Origin of the sequence: Halomonas meridiana (assembly GCF_009846525.1) — a bacterium.
In the GTDB taxonomy this organism is placed as follows: Bacteria; Pseudomonadota; Gammaproteobacteria; order Pseudomonadales; family Halomonadaceae; genus Vreelandella.
Genome location: NZ_CP024621.1, coordinates 648,980 through 664,939, shown reverse-complemented (window position 1 = coordinate 664,939; position 15,960 = coordinate 648,980). Strand labels below are relative to the sequence as shown.

The 15,960-nt window shown below is 62.2% G+C and carries 15 protein-coding genes; 8 read left to right on the top strand and 7 right to left on the bottom strand.

Annotated features, from left to right (window positions below; translation table 11 throughout):
• Nucleotides 1-17 precede the first annotated feature (17 nt).
• The gene (locus CTT34_RS03315) at nt 18-1,271 is read left to right on the top strand and encodes a TraB/GumN family protein (RefSeq protein ID WP_159341166.1); all 1,254 of its coding nucleotides are present in this window, start codon (nt 18-20) and stop codon (nt 1,269-1,271) included.
• Nucleotides 1,268-2,173: a DMT family transporter gene (locus CTT34_RS03310; RefSeq protein WP_159341165.1), complete on the top strand. Its 906-nt coding sequence runs from the start codon at nt 1,268-1,270 to the stop codon at nt 2,171-2,173. Before CTT34_RS03315 ends, CTT34_RS03310 begins: the two co-directional genes overlap by 4 nt.
• Before the next feature lie 5 nt (nt 2,174-2,178).
• On the opposite strand, the gene CTT34_RS03305 is transcribed toward CTT34_RS03310, so the two are convergent.
• A complete protein-coding gene (locus CTT34_RS03305; RefSeq protein WP_159341164.1) occupies nt 2,179-2,940 on the bottom strand; it encodes a tRNA-uridine aminocarboxypropyltransferase in 762 nt (253 codons plus the stop codon).
• A 171-nt stretch (nt 2,941-3,111) separates the two neighbouring features.
• Between CTT34_RS03305 and bioB the strand changes: the two genes are divergently transcribed.
• From bioB to bioA, 6 genes are read left to right on the top strand one after another with little or no spacing between them, the layout of a single operon-like run.
• A complete protein-coding gene (bioB, locus tag CTT34_RS03300; RefSeq protein WP_159341163.1) occupies nt 3,112-4,200 on the top strand; it encodes a biotin synthase BioB in 1,089 nt (362 codons plus the stop codon).
• Nucleotides 4,187-5,332 (top strand): 8-amino-7-oxononanoate synthase, encoded by a 1,146-nt coding sequence (gene bioF, locus CTT34_RS03295; RefSeq protein WP_159341162.1) that lies wholly within the window; start codon nt 4,187-4,189, stop codon nt 5,330-5,332. The genes bioB and bioF overlap by 14 nt, the downstream gene beginning before the upstream one ends.
• A complete protein-coding gene (locus CTT34_RS03290) occupies nt 5,329-6,048 on the top strand; it encodes an alpha/beta fold hydrolase (protein WP_159341161.1) in 720 nt (239 codons plus the stop codon). The genes bioF and CTT34_RS03290 overlap by 4 nt, the downstream gene beginning before the upstream one ends.
• On the top strand, nt 6,045-6,830 hold the full coding sequence (locus CTT34_RS03285) for a methyltransferase domain-containing protein (protein ID WP_159341160.1): 786 nt from the start codon (nt 6,045-6,047) through the stop codon (nt 6,828-6,830). The genes CTT34_RS03290 and CTT34_RS03285 overlap by 4 nt, the downstream gene beginning before the upstream one ends.
• Nucleotides 6,827-7,549, top strand: a complete 723-nt coding sequence (gene bioD / locus CTT34_RS03280) for a dethiobiotin synthase (protein ID WP_159341159.1) — start codon at nt 6,827-6,829, stop codon at nt 7,547-7,549. Before CTT34_RS03285 ends, bioD begins: the two co-directional genes overlap by 4 nt.
• A complete protein-coding gene (gene bioA, locus CTT34_RS03275; protein WP_159341158.1) occupies nt 7,546-8,814 on the top strand; it encodes an adenosylmethionine--8-amino-7-oxononanoate transaminase in 1,269 nt (422 codons plus the stop codon). The genes bioD and bioA overlap by 4 nt, the downstream gene beginning before the upstream one ends.
• Before the next feature lie 44 nt (nt 8,815-8,858).
• On the opposite strand, the gene CTT34_RS03270 is transcribed toward bioA, so the two are convergent.
• From CTT34_RS03270 to CTT34_RS03245, 6 genes are all read right to left on the bottom strand, one after another.
• On the bottom strand, nt 8,859-9,572 hold the full coding sequence (locus tag CTT34_RS03270; protein WP_159341157.1) for an SIR2 family NAD-dependent protein deacylase: 714 nt from the start codon (nt 9,570-9,572) through the stop codon (nt 8,859-8,861).
• A gap of 32 nt (nt 9,573-9,604) precedes the next feature.
• Nucleotides 9,605-11,371: a bifunctional isocitrate dehydrogenase kinase/phosphatase gene (gene aceK / locus CTT34_RS03265; RefSeq protein WP_159341156.1), complete on the bottom strand. Its 1,767-nt coding sequence runs from the start codon at nt 11,369-11,371 to the stop codon at nt 9,605-9,607.
• An 83-nt stretch (nt 11,372-11,454) separates the two neighbouring features.
• Nucleotides 11,455-11,979 carry a CIA30 family protein gene (locus CTT34_RS03260; RefSeq protein WP_159341155.1) on the bottom strand — a complete coding sequence of 175 codons (525 nt, stop codon included), beginning with the start codon at nt 11,977-11,979 and terminating at the stop codon, nt 11,455-11,457.
• A gap of 96 nt (nt 11,980-12,075) precedes the next feature.
• A complete protein-coding gene (eat, locus tag CTT34_RS03255; protein ID WP_159341154.1) occupies nt 12,076-13,509 on the bottom strand; it encodes an ethanolamine permease in 1,434 nt (477 codons plus the stop codon).
• Nucleotides 13,510-13,640: 131 nt separating this feature from the next.
• Entirely contained in the window at nt 13,641-14,483 is an 843-nt protein-coding gene (gene eutC, locus CTT34_RS03250; RefSeq protein WP_159341153.1) for an ethanolamine ammonia-lyase subunit EutC, read from the bottom strand.
• A 1-nt stretch (nt 14,484) separates the two neighbouring features.
• Nucleotides 14,485-15,891, bottom strand: coding sequence for an ethanolamine ammonia-lyase subunit EutB (locus CTT34_RS03245; RefSeq protein ID WP_159341152.1), 1,407 nt, complete (start codon nt 15,889-15,891; stop codon nt 14,485-14,487).
• Nucleotides 15,892-15,960: the final 69 nt, after the last annotated feature.

Here is a 15,960-nt window from a genome sequence, read left to right as displayed (position 1 = left end):
TTTTTTGAGATTTTTTAATGACTCACGATGACGCAACACCGCTGGCGCAAGAGAACAGCACGCTTCCGACGACCAGCGGCCCGCTGAGAACCATTCAGGTGGGCGCGACCCGCTACACGCTCCTGGGCACTGCCCACGTCTCTGCCGAGAGCGCAGACGACGTTCGTCGGCTGATCGACAGCGGCCACTTCGATGCGGTGGCCATCGAACTCTGCGATGCCCGCCACCACAGCATGGACAACCCCGACGCCATGGGTGAGCAGGACCTGTTTCAGGTGTTCAAGCAGGGCAAAGCGGGGATGGTCGCGGCAAGCCTCGCGCTGGGCGCGTTTCAGCAGCGGATTGCTGAGCAGTCCGGCATTCAGCCGGGAGCCGAAATGCGTGCGGCGGTGGAAGAGTGCCGTACCCGCAACCTGCCGCTGCTGCTGGTCGATAGGGATGTGGGCATTACCCTGAAACGGATTTACCGCAACGTGCCCTGGTGGCAGCGCTTCTCGCTGTTTTCAGGGCTGATTGGCAGCGTGCTCTCACGTCAGGATGTCTCCAAAGAAGACATCGAAAAGCTCAAAGAGGGTGACATGCTAGAGGCCACCTTCAGCGAGTTTGCTGCCGAGTCCGAAGCGCTCTACTCTCCGCTGATCCGTGAGCGTGATCGCTACATGGCGCTGCGTTTGGCGGAGGAAGCGCCGCCTGGGCGCTACCAGAACGTGCTGGTGGTATTGGGCGCCGGACACTTGAAAGGCACGGGTGAGCACTTGGAAACACCGCTGCCGGACAACCCCACGGTGGAGCGGGAGTCTCTCGAAGCCACACCGCCGCCTTCCAAACTGTGGAAAGCCGCCCCCTGGCTGATTACGGCGCTCGTCATTACCGGTTTCGTGGTGGGCTTTTCACGCAATACCGATCTGGGCTGGCAGCTGGTCATCGAGTGGTTTTTGATCAACGGGATTCTATCCGGCGGGGCTACCATTGCCGCTCTCGCCCACCCGGTGACGGTCATCGCGACCTTCTTTGCCGCGCCGCTCACTTCCCTCAACCCGACGATTGGCGCAGGCTTTGTGGCAGCGGGAGTCGAGCTCTACATGCGCAAGCCCAAAGTGCGCGACTTTTCGACCCTGCGCCACGATGTGACGCAGCTCAAGGGCTGGTGGAAAAACCGCGTCTCTCGCACCCTGCTGGTGTTCATTCTCGCCACGCTCGGCTCGGCGGTGGGCACCTGGGTCGCGGGCTTTAGAATCGCCGGCGCCTTGTTCGGCAGCGGTGCTGCGTGAGTACGATCAAACAAGCCCCCTGGCAGGCCGATGCACTGCTCCTGCTGGTCACGGTTGTGGCCGCTGGCGGCTGGATATTTTCCAAGGAGGCGCTTGCGGGCATGCCGCCGCTGCTGTTTATCGGCACGCGCTTCTTACTCGCCGGGCTGATATTGCTGGGATTCTCTTGGCCTGCTCTGCGACGTATGCCGATACGCCGAATACGCCGCGGCCTGCTGGTCGGCGTTTTGTTCAGCGCCGCCATCGCGTTTTGGGTGCTCGGGCTGCACTACTCCGACCACCTGGGAGAAAGCGCCTTCATCAACAGCTTGGGCATTCTGCTGGTGCCCGTGGTAGCCCGGCTACTGTTTGGCGACCGCCCACCGCGCAGCACCTGGATCGCGCTGCCCATCGCATTGCTCGGCTTTGCCCTGCTCTCGCTCAATGCGGGGTTTCGAGTGGAAGCCAGCCAGCTGCTCATGGTGTGCGCCGCGCTCTGTTTTGCACTGCTGATCAACGTCAATACCCGGGTGGTGCGTAACGTTCCCGCACTACCTCTCACCACGCTACAACTCATCTCAGTGGGCGTGGTGCTGACCAGCCTATCACTGGTAGTGGAACACCAGCCGCTGGCACTGAGTCCGTCGATTCTCGGCTGGTTCATGGCCAGCGTGCTGCTGGCCAGCTCGCTGCGCTTCTTTCTGCAGATCAAGGCGCAGGGCATGACGACTCCCAGCCATGCGGCGGTGATTCTCATGCTGGAAGCCGTTTGGACCGCGCTGTTTGCCGCCTGGTGGTTTGGCGAAACCATGACCTCGCTGCAGCTGCTGGGCTGCAGCCTGATTTTCGCCGCGCTGCTGATCAACCGCTGGTATTGGGTGCGCAAAGTCCTGTTACGCTGGTTGCCGGGCCAAACCCCTTAACGCTCCTACTGTTGTCTGTCTAGCAGCCGCTGCATCGCAGCGGTGGGCTCTTCGATCTTGCGATAGTAGCGGCTTTCCGCATAGCTATCGTTGAACACGTCAAAGTAATCATCCAGCACGTTCGCCGCTGTTTCATCGCCACTTTGGCGTAGTAGCTCGATGGCCACCTCGGCGGTGCACAGATGCGCTTTCGAGGCGGGCTTGCGCAGCCGATAGCGGGTCTCCCGCTCGGTGCGCAGCGGCAGTACCGGCAGTACATCCAGGTAAGGGCTTTTGCGGAACATACGCCGCGCCTGACGCCAGGTGCCATCCAAAATGATGAATACCGGTATGCGCGCCTGCTGCTTGGCGGCATGCACCGCGCCGATATCCACCACGCGGTCGGCGTAATCCGGCTGGTCGTCCGGGAAAATCACGAACGGCGCGTAGCGCAGGTCTTCCAGCAGCGCCGCCAGCGTGTCGTCCGGCGCGGTGCGATACCAGGTAAACACGCGGGTATTGGTGAGCACGTCGCCAATCAAGCGCCCGGTGTTAGTCGGTTTGTAGTGTTCAATAGAGTGGGTCAGCAGCCACACCTGGGCGTCGCTCTCCGCCTTGACCTGATACGGGCAGAGGCAGTTCAGCTCGGGCAAGTTGCAGCCTTCGCAGCGTTTGACGAAGCTGCCCCGCGCTTTGAATTCACGCCGAGGCGGGCGCGGATGCCCGGTGGCCGGGTCGCGGTCGGTCAATGCATCGTGCTCGGGGGGCAGCGAGGTCGCGTCAGGCATCTGCGCTCCAGTGGGTCGTCAAAGGGCGCAGAGTATAAAGCAGGCCATACATCCTGACGAATACTCCCTACAGTCAAGCTCCATGGTAAACCAACATTCTTCAAAAAGTTGACACCTTCAGCGCAGCCCCGCTAGAGTCCTGTCAACTTTCAAAAGAATATAGGTTTACCCGTGACCGCTAACTCGACTGCTTCTCACGCGGCGGATGCCGCGCCGCGCCACGACTGGACGCTTGACGAGATCAACGCGCTGTTTGCGCTGCCCTTTAACGACCTGCTGTTTCAAGCCCAGCAGGTGCACCGGGCACATTTCGATGCCAACGCGGTGCAGGTGTCTACGCTGCTGTCGATCAAAACCGGGGCCTGCCCGGAAGACTGCAAATACTGCCCCCAGTCGGGCCACTACAACACCCAGTTGGAAAAAGAGAAGCTGCTAGAAATCGAGAAGGTAGTGGCCCAGGCCCAGGCGGCCAAAGAGGCCGGTGCCAGCCGCTTCTGCATGGGGGCCGCGTGGCGCAGCCCACGGGATAAAGATTTAGTGGTGGTGGAAGAGATGGTGCGCCAGGTGAAAGCGCTGGGGCTTGAGACCTGCATGACGCTGGGTATGGTCGACGGCGAGCAGGCCACCCGGCTGGCGGCGGCCGGGCTGGACTACTACAACCACAACCTCGACACCTCCCCCGATTACTACGGCGAAATCATCACCACCCGCACCTACAGCGACCGCTTAGAGACCCTAGCCACCGTGCGTGACGCCGGTATGAAAGTGTGCTCTGGCGGTATTTTGGGCATGGGCGAAGGCGCACAGGATCGCAGCGCGCTGCTGCAGCAATTGGCTAAGCTCTCTCCGCACCCCGAATCCGTGCCTATCAACATGCTGGTCAAAGTGCCGGGAACGCCACTGGAGAACGTGGAGGATTTAGACCCGCTGGAATTCATCCGCGCCATTGCCGTGGCGCGCATCATGATGCCCCAGAGCCACGTGCGCCTCTCCGCAGGCCGGGAGCAGATGAGCGAATCCACTCAAACACTCGCCTTCTTGGCCGGTGCCAACTCCATTTTCTACGGCGACAAGCTGCTGACCACCAGCAACCCCCAGGCAGAGCGCGACCGTGCGCTGTTTGCCAAGCTGGGCCTGCACCCCGAGCGCCGCGATACCTGCGAAGACGATACACAGCGCGCCGAGCGGCTGGCCCAACAGGCGCAGCGTAACGCCCAAGCCGAACGCGCTGCGGCGCTGGCGGTGGATGCCAGTGTCTGAGGTGTGGCACCAGCGACTAGCGGCAGCCCGCGATGAGCGCGAGCGCCAGCAGCGCTGGCGCAACCGCCGCGTCTCTGCCCACGGGGCACTCGACTTTGCAGGCAACGACTATCTGGGCCTTGCCCAAGACCCACGGGTTCAGGCGGCTCAGGCGGAAGGCGCGAAACGCTTTGGCGCCGGGGCCGGCGCGTCGCATTTGGTCAGCGGGCATCTGGGCATTCACGATGCCTTGGAAGAGGCGCTGGCGGAGTGGACCGGACGGGAGCGGGCGCTGCTATTTTCCACGGGCTATATGGCGAACCTAGGCGTGCTGCAGGCGCTAGCGGATCCCCACACCGCGATATTTCAGGACCGGCTTAATCACGCCTCGCTACTCGACGGTGGCGCGCTGAGCGGCGCCCGCTCGCGGCGCTACCACCACCGCGATGGTCATGATCTGGCGCGTTTACTGGCGCGCAGCACGGCCACTCACAAGCTGGTGGTGAGCGACGGCGTGTTCAGCATGGATGGTGATATTGCTGACGTCGGAGAACTTGCCCACATCAGCCAGCAGCACGGCGCTTGGCTAATGATCGACGATGCCCACGGGCTCGGCGTGCTCGGAGAAAACGGCGCGGGCTGCGTGGAAGGCGTTGATAGCCAGGACGTGCCGATCTTGGTCGGCACCTTGGGCAAAGCGCTGGGCACCGCAGGCGCGTTTGTGGCGGGGGACGCCGTACTCATTGAGCACCTGATTCAGTTTTCCCGCAGCTATGTGTACACCACCGCCCAACCGCCCGCGATTGCCGCCGCCACGCTAGAAGCACTCACCATTGTCCAGCGGGAGCCGGAGCACCGCCAACGGCTCGCTCGCCATATTGACTACTTCCGCCAGCAAGCCATCGCCTTGGGGCTGCCCCTCGGACACTCCCACACGCCGATTCAACCGCTGCTGCTGGGCAGTGAGCAGCGCACCCTGGCCTGGGCGGCCACGTTCGATGAGCACGCTATCCAGGTAGGGGCGATTCGACCACCCACGGTGCCCAACGGCGAGTCGCGGCTGCGCATCACGTTAAGCGCCCGCCATACGCAACGGGATATTGACCGGCTCTTGGAAGTCGCCGCCGCCTGCCTGAACGAGGAGCAGCGATGAAGCTCATCCTACTCTCGGGCTGGGGCGTCGACCGCCGTATATGGCAGACGCTTTCGGAGTACTGGCCCGGCAATGTCGAACCCAGCGCAGTGGAGTGGCCCGGCTACGGCGAATCTCCAGCGCTACCTACCCCCACGAGCATTGACGCGCTCGCCGAGCGTATGGCACCCAAGCTACCCAGCGATGCCGTCTGGGTGAGCTGGTCGCTGGGTGGGCTGCTGGCCACGGCGCTGCTCAATCATCTGCCGCCGCCCAAGGCCCTGTTGCTACTGGGCGCAGGCAGCCGTTTTTGCAGTGACGGGGAAAATGGCGGTGTGACGAGCCAGGAGCTTACCAGCTTTCAGCGAGCCTTCCGCCGTGACCCCGTTGCCACGTGGCGGCACTTTCTGCGCTGGCAGGCCCAAGGTGAACCTAATGCCCGCGAGGCCCACCGCCAGCTACGAGCACAGTTAGGTGAGACTCCCCACGCCGATACCGACACGCTCGCGCAAGGGCTCATGTGGCTAGAGACGCTGGATAACCGGGCACTGCTTGCCACCCCTCCCTGCCCTATCCGCCGATTGGCAGGCGCTCACGACCCGCTGCTACCAAACAGCACTCGCCAGCAAGCGCTTCGGCTGGAAGCCGCAGGGCACTGCCCCATGCTCTCCCAGCCCGCCCCACTGGCGGCACGGCTGGCCGAGCAGGCCACGCGCGCGCTCCAGGAGTCGCGATGAACACACCGGCCCCCTCGCTGCCACTCCCCCACTGGCAGGAGCGTGTTGCTCGGGCCTTTTCCCGAGCGGCACCACGCTACGATGATCTCGCCAGCGCCCAGCGCGACATTGGAGAAACGCTCTGGCAAACGCTGCCGCAGAGCGCCCAGCACGTGCTCGACCTTGGCTGCGGCACCGGCTACTGGACCCAGCGGCTGGCGAGCCACTACCCAAACGCCACCATCACTGGGCTCGACCTGGCGCCGGGTATGCTCGCCCACGCCCAGGCGCAGTATGGCGATGCCATACGCTGGCAACAGGGAGATGCCGCCGCGCTGCCGCTGGACGACGCAAACGTGGATCTCGTGTTCTCTAACCTAGCGATTCAGTGGTGCCCGGATATCGGCGCGGTGATGCGGGAGTTGGCGCGGGTGCTCGCCCCTGGCGGGCAGGCGCGCATCACCACGCTGCTGCCCGGCACGCTGAACGAAGTCGCCACCGCCTGGCAGCGGCCCGAGGCACTGCTGCAAACGCCGGATGCCAGCGCCGTGCAGAGGGCGATTCAGCAAAGCGGCCTGCGTCTCATCCAGCACGCCTGCGATCAGCGGCGTTTTTTCTACCCCGACCTGAATGCCGTCATGGCCTCCATCAAAGGCGTGGGAGCCCAAGTGGCCAGACCCAATGCTCGGCTGACCCGCCAAGCGCTTGCCATCGCCCAGGCCCGCTATGAGTCGCTACGCACGCCGCAGGGGCTACCGGTGAGCTACCACTGCCTGACGCTACAACTGGAAAGCGCGATATGAATAACAGCTATTTTGTCACCGGTACCGACACCGACGCGGGCAAAACCCTGGCCACCAGCGCGCTGCTGTGCGCTGCCCGCCAGCGCCAGCTCACCACGCTGGGGTTAAAGCCCATCGCCTCCGGCAGCGAGGCAACGCCCAGCGGCTTGCGCAACCGCGACGCCCTGGCGCTACAGGCGCAAAGCTTCCCGCCGGTGGAGTACCCAACGGTCAACCCGTGGGCCTTTGCTCCCGCCATTGCGCCGCATCTCGCCGCCCTGGAAGCAGGTGCGGTGCTTAACGTGGCAAGGGTTACTCAGGCGCTCAGCGAGACGTTAACCAGCACGCCACGGGATCTAACGCTAATCGAAGGCGCAGGCGGCTGGCGGGTACCGCTGAACGAGGAGGAGGACTTTTCCGACCTGCCCCGCGCGCTGGGCCTGCCGGTGATTATGGTGGTTGGGCTGAAACTGGGCTGCCTGAACCATGCAAGGCTCACCGCCGAGGCCATCGCCGCCGATGGCTTAATGCTGGCGGGCTGGGTAGGCAGCGTAGTGGACTCAGCCTTTGCCGACGACAGCCCGCGCTTTGCAGCCAATGTGGCGCTGCTAAAACGCGCTCTGCCCGCCCCTTGCTTGGGCATCATTCCTCATTTGGCCACGGCAGATGCGGCCACCGCGCAGCGCTACCTCTCCCTTGATGCTCTGCTCCCCCTCGCCACCCAGGAGGCGACGCCATGAACTCCCCCGTTTGGCACCCCTACGCCCATCTCAAAACCCAAACGCCTGCGCCCAAAGTGGTCGGCGGCAGCGGCAGCTACTTTACGCTAGACAGCGGCGAGCGCCTGCTGGATGCCACCTGCTCCTGGTGGTGCATGATTCACGGCTACGGCCATCCGCGCCTCGTCGCCGCCATCCGCGAGCAGGCCGGGGAGCTTTGCCATGTGATGCTGGGCGGTCTGACCCACGACCCCGCCGACCAGCTGGCAAGAGCGCTGGTGCGCATCACTCCGCCGGGGCTGAACCATGTGTTCTTCTCCGATAGCGGCTCGGTGGGTATGGAAGTGGCCATGAAGATGGCGCTGCAGTACCAGGTGCTGAGCGGCCACCCCAGCAAGCGCAAAATGCTCTCGCTCATGAAGGCGTACCACGGCGACACCACCGGCTGCATGGCGGTGTGCGACCCCGAAGAGGGCATGCACAGTCTGTTCGCCAGCCTGCTGCCTCAGCACCACTTTGCCCCAGCCCCCACGGGGCCCTTCGACGCGACGCAGCAGCAGGTGGAGCAGGACCTCGCCGGGCTGCGGGAGGTGCTAGCGCGCCACCACCATGAGATTGCCGCGCTACTGATGGAGCCGCTGCTGCAAGCGGCGGGCGGGCTGAACATGACCTCGCCGGACTACCTACGCGGCGCGCGAGCGCTGTGCGATGAGTTTGGTGTGCTGCTGATTTTTGATGAAGTCGCTACCGGCTTTGGCCGCACCGGCAAGCTGTTTGCCGCCGACCACGCGGGCGTCACGCCAGACATCATGGTGCTCTCCAAAGGGCTGACCGGCGGCTACTTGGGCCATGCGGCCACGCTGGCTACCGACCGGGTTCACGGGGCGTTCATTGGCGACAGTGAGCACCACGCTTTCATGCACGGCCCCACTTTTATGGGCAACCCCCTGGCCTGCCGCGTGGCGCTGGAGAGCCTGAAGGTGTTCGAAGAGGAGCACTACCTGGAGAAAATTGCCGCGCTCAGCCAAACGTTACAGCGCGAGCTATTAGAAGACGTAGCGCTGCGCGCACATCCGGCCGTAGCGGACGTGCGCGTATTAGGCGCAACGGCGGTGATCGAAGCCCACAGCAGCGAAGCGCTGAAAGGCGTTGCCGCGTTTGCCCGAGCGCGGGGCGTGTGGCTACGCCCCATTGGCCGCTGGCTTTACACCATGCCCGCCTATATCGCGACGGACGCCGAGCTCACCCAGATTACCGGGGTGATGAAAGCGTGGTTTTTAGAGTAGCGTCATCCAACGTCATGAACAGGTCAGGTGAGGAATCCTGCCGATCAAGGCAGTATCAAATTCCCCTGCTTACGCCACTGGTTAACCAGCGCCGGCACGCCTTCCCCCGCCGTGGTATTGATCGCCAGCACGCCGGGGGGGCTGAGCTCATCGGCGTCGGGGTCCACCAGCGCGCAGGGGGTGTCGTAATCGATATAGGTAAGCAGCGATGCGGCGGGCATCACCGCCAGCGAGGTGCCGACCACTAGCAGGAAATCCGCCTGGCTCACCAGCTCGCAGGCCTCTTCGAACAGCGGCACCGCCTCACCAAACCACACCACGTCCGGGCGCAGCTGACTGCCCTTATCGCACACATCGCCCAGGGCAATACCCCCCTTTAACAGTGGGTAGCGCAGCCGTGCATCCACCGATGAGCGCGCCTTCAAAATCTCACCGTGCAGGTGCAGCACGTGGCGGGAGCCTGCCCGCTCGTGCAGGTCGTCGATGTTCTGGGTGATCACGCTGACCTGAAAGCCATCCTGCTCCAGCGCCGCCAGCGCTTTATGGGCGGCATTGGGCTTTGCACGACGAATCTGCTCACGGCGCTGGTTATAGAACGCCAGCACCCGCTCCGGGTCTTGCCGCCACCCTTGCGGCGTGGCGACCTCTTCCACCGGGTGATCCTCCCAGAGGCCATCGCTGGCGCGGAAGGTTTGGATACCGCTCTCCGCGCTGATTCCCGAGCCGGTAAATACCACCAAGTGCGGGGCTGAAGTCATGCTGTCCTCGGCTTACGTCGTCCAGTAAACGCCTAATGTACCAGTTGCCCCACGGTGCCCGCGAACCGCTGCTTGTTGCGATACGGATAAACGTCAATCACCCGCCCATCCAGAATCGCCCTCTGTAGCGCCAGCCAGTAGTCCGGGTCGAACAGCTCCGGGTGCTGCTCCATAAATAGTGCGCGTAGTTCCGGGTTGGCAAACATAAACGGGCCAAACTCTTCGGGAAAGATATCGTTGGGGCCAATGGAAAGGCTGGCCCCGCCATCCATGTAACTGTCGTACCCTTGAGACTTGGGTATATGGCGAAAGCGACACTCGGTGAGATAGCTCACCTCGTCGTAGTCGTAGAAAATCACCCGCCCGTGGCGAGTGACGCCAAAATTCTTCAGCAGCATATCGCCAGGGAAAATATTCGCCGCCGCCATCTGTTTGATGGCGTTGCCGTAATCTTTTAGCACCATTACCCGCTCATCGGCGCTGCACTGCTCCAGGTAAATATTCAGCGGCGTCATCATTCGCTCGGTGTAGCAGTGCTTGATGATCACTTTGTCCTCTTTCAGCGACACCGTGGAGGGCGCAACCTCTAGCAGGTGGGCCAAACACTCCGGCTCGAAGTGGTCCTGGCGGACGATAAAGTTGGAGAACTCCTGGGTATCGGCCATCCGCCCCACCCGGTCGTGGCGTTTTACCAGCCGGTACTTCTCCCGCACGATGGCGTGGGTGACCTCTTTGGCAGGGTCGAACTTATCCTTAATAATCTTGAACACGGTGCGAAAGCTCGGCAGCACAAACACCGCCATCACCATGCCCCGCACCCCCGGCGCGATCATAAACTGCTCTTCGCGTTTAGCCACCTGCTGGTTCAGCGCGCGGAAAAATTCGGTTTTGCCGTGTTTGAAAAAGCCAATGGCGGCGTACAGCTCGCCCTCAGGCTTGTGGGGCATGAGCTGTTTTAGGTAGGCGACGAACTCCCCCGGCACCGGCACCTCTACCTGAAAATAGGCGCGGGTGAACGAGAAGATGATCGACACTTCATCGGTTTCGGTGAGGACCGTATCCAAATGCAGGCAGGGGTCGCCGCCCTGCTGCTCGCCGTACCCCTCGCCATGCAGAACAGGCAGCACCAGCGGCACCTGCTCGCCGCCGCCTAACATACGCCCGACCAGATACGCCCCTTTGTTACGGTAAAAAACGCTGTTGAGTAGCTCCACCTGGGCATCCTCCGCCTGCCAAATCGCGGCAGGGAGCTGGGCTTCCAGCAGGCTAGCGCCGAGCTGGCTATCGCGTTCCAAACTGGCAAAGGAGGACTCAAACGGGGCTTCACTCAGCGCCCAAGCGAGTGCCCCCGCCCAGTCGCCGTTGACGTAATGCCTGCGGCACAGCTCAATGCCCGAACGGTGCGCGGCATCCTCCCGGGAGCTGTAGACAAACATCCAGTCGTTGCGGATATGTCGATGCTGAAACACCGAGCAGAACAGCGAATTAAAGAAGGTTTCCGCCAGCTCGTAATCCAGCCGCTGGCTAATCAACTGAGCGTAGTGCCCTCGTGCTTCCCGCCATGTCTCACAGTGGGCCAGCACGTCCTGGGCAAAGGTGCGCTGCAATCGGTCGAGCGTCTCCTCGACCTTTTCACCGTACAGGTTGATCCGCGCGGCGGAGGCTTGCTGCGCTTCACGCCAGGCGGCGTCGTGAAAACGGCGGCTGGCATCTGAGGTGATCTGCTTGAAACGCGCACGGTACTCATCGAAACCGTGCAGCACAGTGGCCGCTAGGCGATACGCGGGAGAGTGTTTCATCACGCTGGCTCACGTCGAAAAAAGAGCTTCTCAGATTCCGTGAACGGCACACTACATACGAGACGACCTTAGTACTGTAAGTGTCAGCCCTGTGAGTGTGAATCTTGTGGGTACGGCGCAATAGAGGCGACCTCCAGGCGAAACGGCCCGGCGGTGCGGTCGGCAATCAAGAAACCGAGCTGGTGAATAGAGTGCGGGTCGAGAGGCGGTGCGCTGGAAAGCAGCGTGCCCCGGCGCACCGCCTCGAACTGTGCCCAGGTGAATTGATGCGTTTCCCACTGGTGAGCTGTAGGCGTGAAGGCGACGCGATAGGCGCTTGCTTCGTCCAGCGCGCTGCTTTTGAGCCGTAGCTGATAGGTGCGACCATCGCCGCGCACGCGAAGCGTAACTCCTTGGCCATGAGCCAGGGTCGGTTCAAAGCCGTTGGGTTCACGGCGCACCGAGGCAAAGCCACCGCCGTTTTCCAGCGATACCTCGCCACAAAAGCAGCCAGCGCCCGCTTCCACGCAAAAGCCGCTTTGAGACACGCCGCCCATCACACCATCGTCCACGGCGTACCAGCGCCGCTGCTCTGCCTCGGCCATGTTCGATTCGGTAAAGTTCAACATCCTTCAAGCTCCTCCTTGCCTGCCAATAACAACGCCTCTGAGCGAAAGCCCAGAGGCGCACTGCCGTGGTTCAGACTAGGCGATCTGCCGCGGTGATTACAATTTCGCGGAAGCGGCCTTCGGTGCGACAGGGTCGATATCCTCAGGTGCTGCGGTGACCAGCGCGAACTCCTCTTCTGCGGTTTTCGCGACTAAATGATTTTTGCTGTAGAGGAAGTAGTAAGCCGCTCCGGCAATGAACAGCACGATGGTGTAGTTGAAGGCGCGAGGGTCAAACGCGTAGACACCGGTCAACGCGACGAGCGAGAGCACCAGCGCGATGCCGGAGGTCACCACGCCTCCCGGCGTTTTATAGGGACGCGGCAGGTCGGGCTGTTTCACGCGCAGCAGAATATGGCTAAGCGCCATCAGCGCATAAGAGATAGTCGCACCGACGACCGCCATGCCTAACATCAGATCGCCTTCCCCGCTCAGCGATGCAAGAAAGCCCAAAATACCGGGCACAATCAGCGCTAAGTAAGGCACTTTACGCTCGCTGGTGAGCGACAGCGGTTTGGGTAGATAACCCGCCCGAGAGAGCGCGAATACCAGGCGGCTATAGCCATAAATAATCGAGAAGAACGACGCGATCAAACCCGCTAAGCCCAGCACGTTGACCAGGGTCGCCAGCGTGGGATTACCCGCCGCATTCAGCGCATCTACCAGCGGCACGCCGCTTTGGCCAATCATCTCAGCGCCCGCCGCACCGGCCAGCAGCACGACTACGAGCAGGGCGGTGAAGAGCAAAAACAGCATCGCACCAATGATGCCTTTAGGCATATCCCGGGCGGGGTCTTTCGCCTCTTCGGCCGCCAGCGGCACACCCTCTACCGCCAGGAACAGCCACATGCCAAAAGGCAGCGCCGCCCAAATACCGTACCAGCCGAATGGCATGAAGGTGCTCGCCCCCGCCGCATCGGTGGGTGCAATATCAAACAGGTTGGCCGAATCGAAATCGCCAATCAGCGCCACGGCGGTGGCCAAAATGGCAAAGACCGCCAAACCGCTAATCACCATCATCACTTTCAGCGCTTCCCCCACACCCGCTAGGTGAATGCCGATAAACACCGCATAAAACAGCAGATACACCAGCGGCCCGTTAACGCCTAATAACGCTTCCACCGCCGAGCCAATAAAAATCACGATGGCCGCTGGGGCTAGCGCGTACTCGATCAACACCGCAAGCCCGGTCAAATAGCCGCCTGCAGGCCCCATGGCTTGGCGGGCAAAGCTGTAGCCGCCCCCTGCCGCGGGAATGGCGGCGGACATTTCTGCCAGCGCCAGCACTAGCGCTAGGTACATCAGCGCCATCAAACAGGCGGCAATCGCAAAGCCGCCCCAGCCCGCTTCGGCAATGCCAAAGTTCCAGCCCGCAAAGTCACCGGAAATCACGTAGGAGACCCCAAGGCCCGCGAGCAGCATCCAGCCTGCCGTACCTTTACGCAGCTGGCGCTTGGCCAGATACGCCTGATCAACCGTTGGTTGTGTCATCGTTTTGCCCTTTTCAGTGTGGAACGCAATGGGTGTCAGCGGCGTGCTGTGATCCTGGTTCCGTCTTGTTATTGGGAGAGTCGTCAGCGGTGTTATTGAAAGTGTCGTCCGCGTTTTGCGCGTGGTGATCGTCAATCAGCCACAAGAAAATTCCGAGTTGAACCGCTGCTGCCCTCCAAGACGCTGTCTTCGCTGCGGTCTTTTAGCTTCACGCCGGAGAGCTTGCGCTCCCGCGCCTCGGTTAACAGCAGCAACAAGCGCCGGGCCGCCTCTTCATACGCAAGCCCGGCTGGCCGCACGTTGGAGATACAGTTACGCCGATCATCTTTTAACCCCACTTCGGGGCCCCAGGTCATGTACAGCCCCAAACTATCTGGGGAGCTAAGGCCAGGGCGCTCGCCAACCATGACGAGCACTGCATCTGCGTTGAGCAGCGCGCCTACTTCGTCGCCAATCGCCACGCGCCCTTGTTCCACCAGTGTCAGCGGTGCGAGCTGCCATTCGTTCTTGTCGCGCCTGAGTGCGTCATACAGCGCGGTAAGAAACGGGACGCTGTTTTGCTGCACCGCCAGCGCCGAGAGGCCATCGACGATCACTACCGCCAGATCGAACCGTTGGCCGCTCTCTGCCGCCTGCTGCAGCGTTTGCCGGGATGCCTCGTTGAGGCGTCTGCCGTAGTCGGGCCGCTGCAGGTACATCGCGCGGTCCTCTGCACGGCTGTGTACCGCAAGCGGTGCGGTGCTCAAGCCAAGCGCCTGGGTCAGCTCATCGGCGAGCACCTCACACTCCAGCGGGCAGTGAACCGCATCTTGGGCCTGGGCATGGGCGAGCTGAAACGCGAGCAGCTGCTTGGTGGGCAGGCTTACCCCTGCGCGCCCCAGCCCAATGCGCGCGTCGGTAAAGGCGCGCAGGCGCTCCCAGGGGTTTTCAATGACGATCGGCGCAGTGGTTTCCTGCGTGGGTTGCTTAGGCATCTTAGTCGCTCCCCTTCGGCAAGTGGCGCAGGCTGTTGGCAAAGGCGGCGGGCAGTTGGTCGTTAAGACGATGGGTGCTCACATCTTGGAAGATCTGCATCTTGGCCAGCCACTGCTCGAACTCTGGCGCGGCTTTTAGCCCGAGCACCCGACGGGCAAAGAGCGCATCGTGAAACGACGTGGTCTGATAATTGAGCATGATGTCGTCAGAGCCGGGGATGCCCATCACGAAGTTGCAGCCCGCCACGCCCAGCAGCGTCAGCAGATTATCCATATCGTTTTGATCGGCGTTGGCGTGGTTGGTGTAACACACGTCGCACCCCATCGGCACACCTAAGAGCTTGCCGCAGAAGTGATCCTCAAGGCCAGCGCGAGTGATCTCTTTACCGTCGTAGAGGTACTCGGGGCCGATAAACCCCACTACCGTGTTGACCAGCAGCGGATTGAACTTGCGCGCCACGGCGTAGGCCCGGGCTTCGCAGGTTTGCTGATCCAGCCCGTGGTGGGCGTCGGCGGAGAGCGAGCTGCCTTGGCCGGTTTCGAAATACATCACGTTGCGACCCACGGTGCCTCGGTTCAACGTTTGCGCGGCGGCTTCAGCTTCCGCCAGGGTGCTCAAATCGAACCCAAAGCTGCGGTTGGTGGCTTCGGTGCCGCCAATGGACTGAAACACCAGATCCACCGGTGCGCCCTGTTCAATGGCTTCTAGCGTATTGGTCACGTGGGTCAGCACGCAGGATTGCGTAGGGATCTCGTATTTCTGGATCACGTCGTCCATCAGGCGCATCAGCTTGATGCTCTGGGCGACGTTATCGGTAGCCGGGTTGATACCAATCACCGCATCGCCGCTGCCATACAGCAGACCATCGAGAATACTCGCCGCGATGCCGGTGACGTCATCGGTGGGGTGATTGGGCTGTAAGCGGGTCGAAAGCCGCCCCGGCAGCCCAATGGTATTGCGAAATGCCGTGGTCACGTGGCATTTCTTCGCCACCAGCATGAGGTCCTGGTTGCGCATCAGCTTACTCACCGCCGCGGCCATTTCCGGCGTAATGCCGGGCCGGGCAGCGGCCAGCGCTTCACTGGTGGCGTGGTCCGAAAGCAGCCAGTTGCGAAAATCGCCTACGGTCAGGTGCTTCAACGGCGCAAACGCCTCTGCATCGTGGTCGTCGATAATCAGACGGGTGATTTCGTCCTGCTCGTAGGGGATCAGCGCCTCGTTCAAAAAGGTGGTAAGCGGCAGCTCCGCCAGCACCATTTGGGCGACGACCCGCTCTTCTACCGATTCTGCCATCACCCCGGCAAGGCGGTCGCCTGAGCGCGGCGGCGTGGCTTTGGCCATCAGTTCGGCGAGCCCGCTAAAGCGATAGCGGCGGCTCCCCACCGTGGTGTGATAGGTCTGCGCCATGGGCCTTCCCTTCTCTTACCTGTTCGATACTCAAGGCGCGGTATGCGCGTTGAGGAACAAAACTTGCTT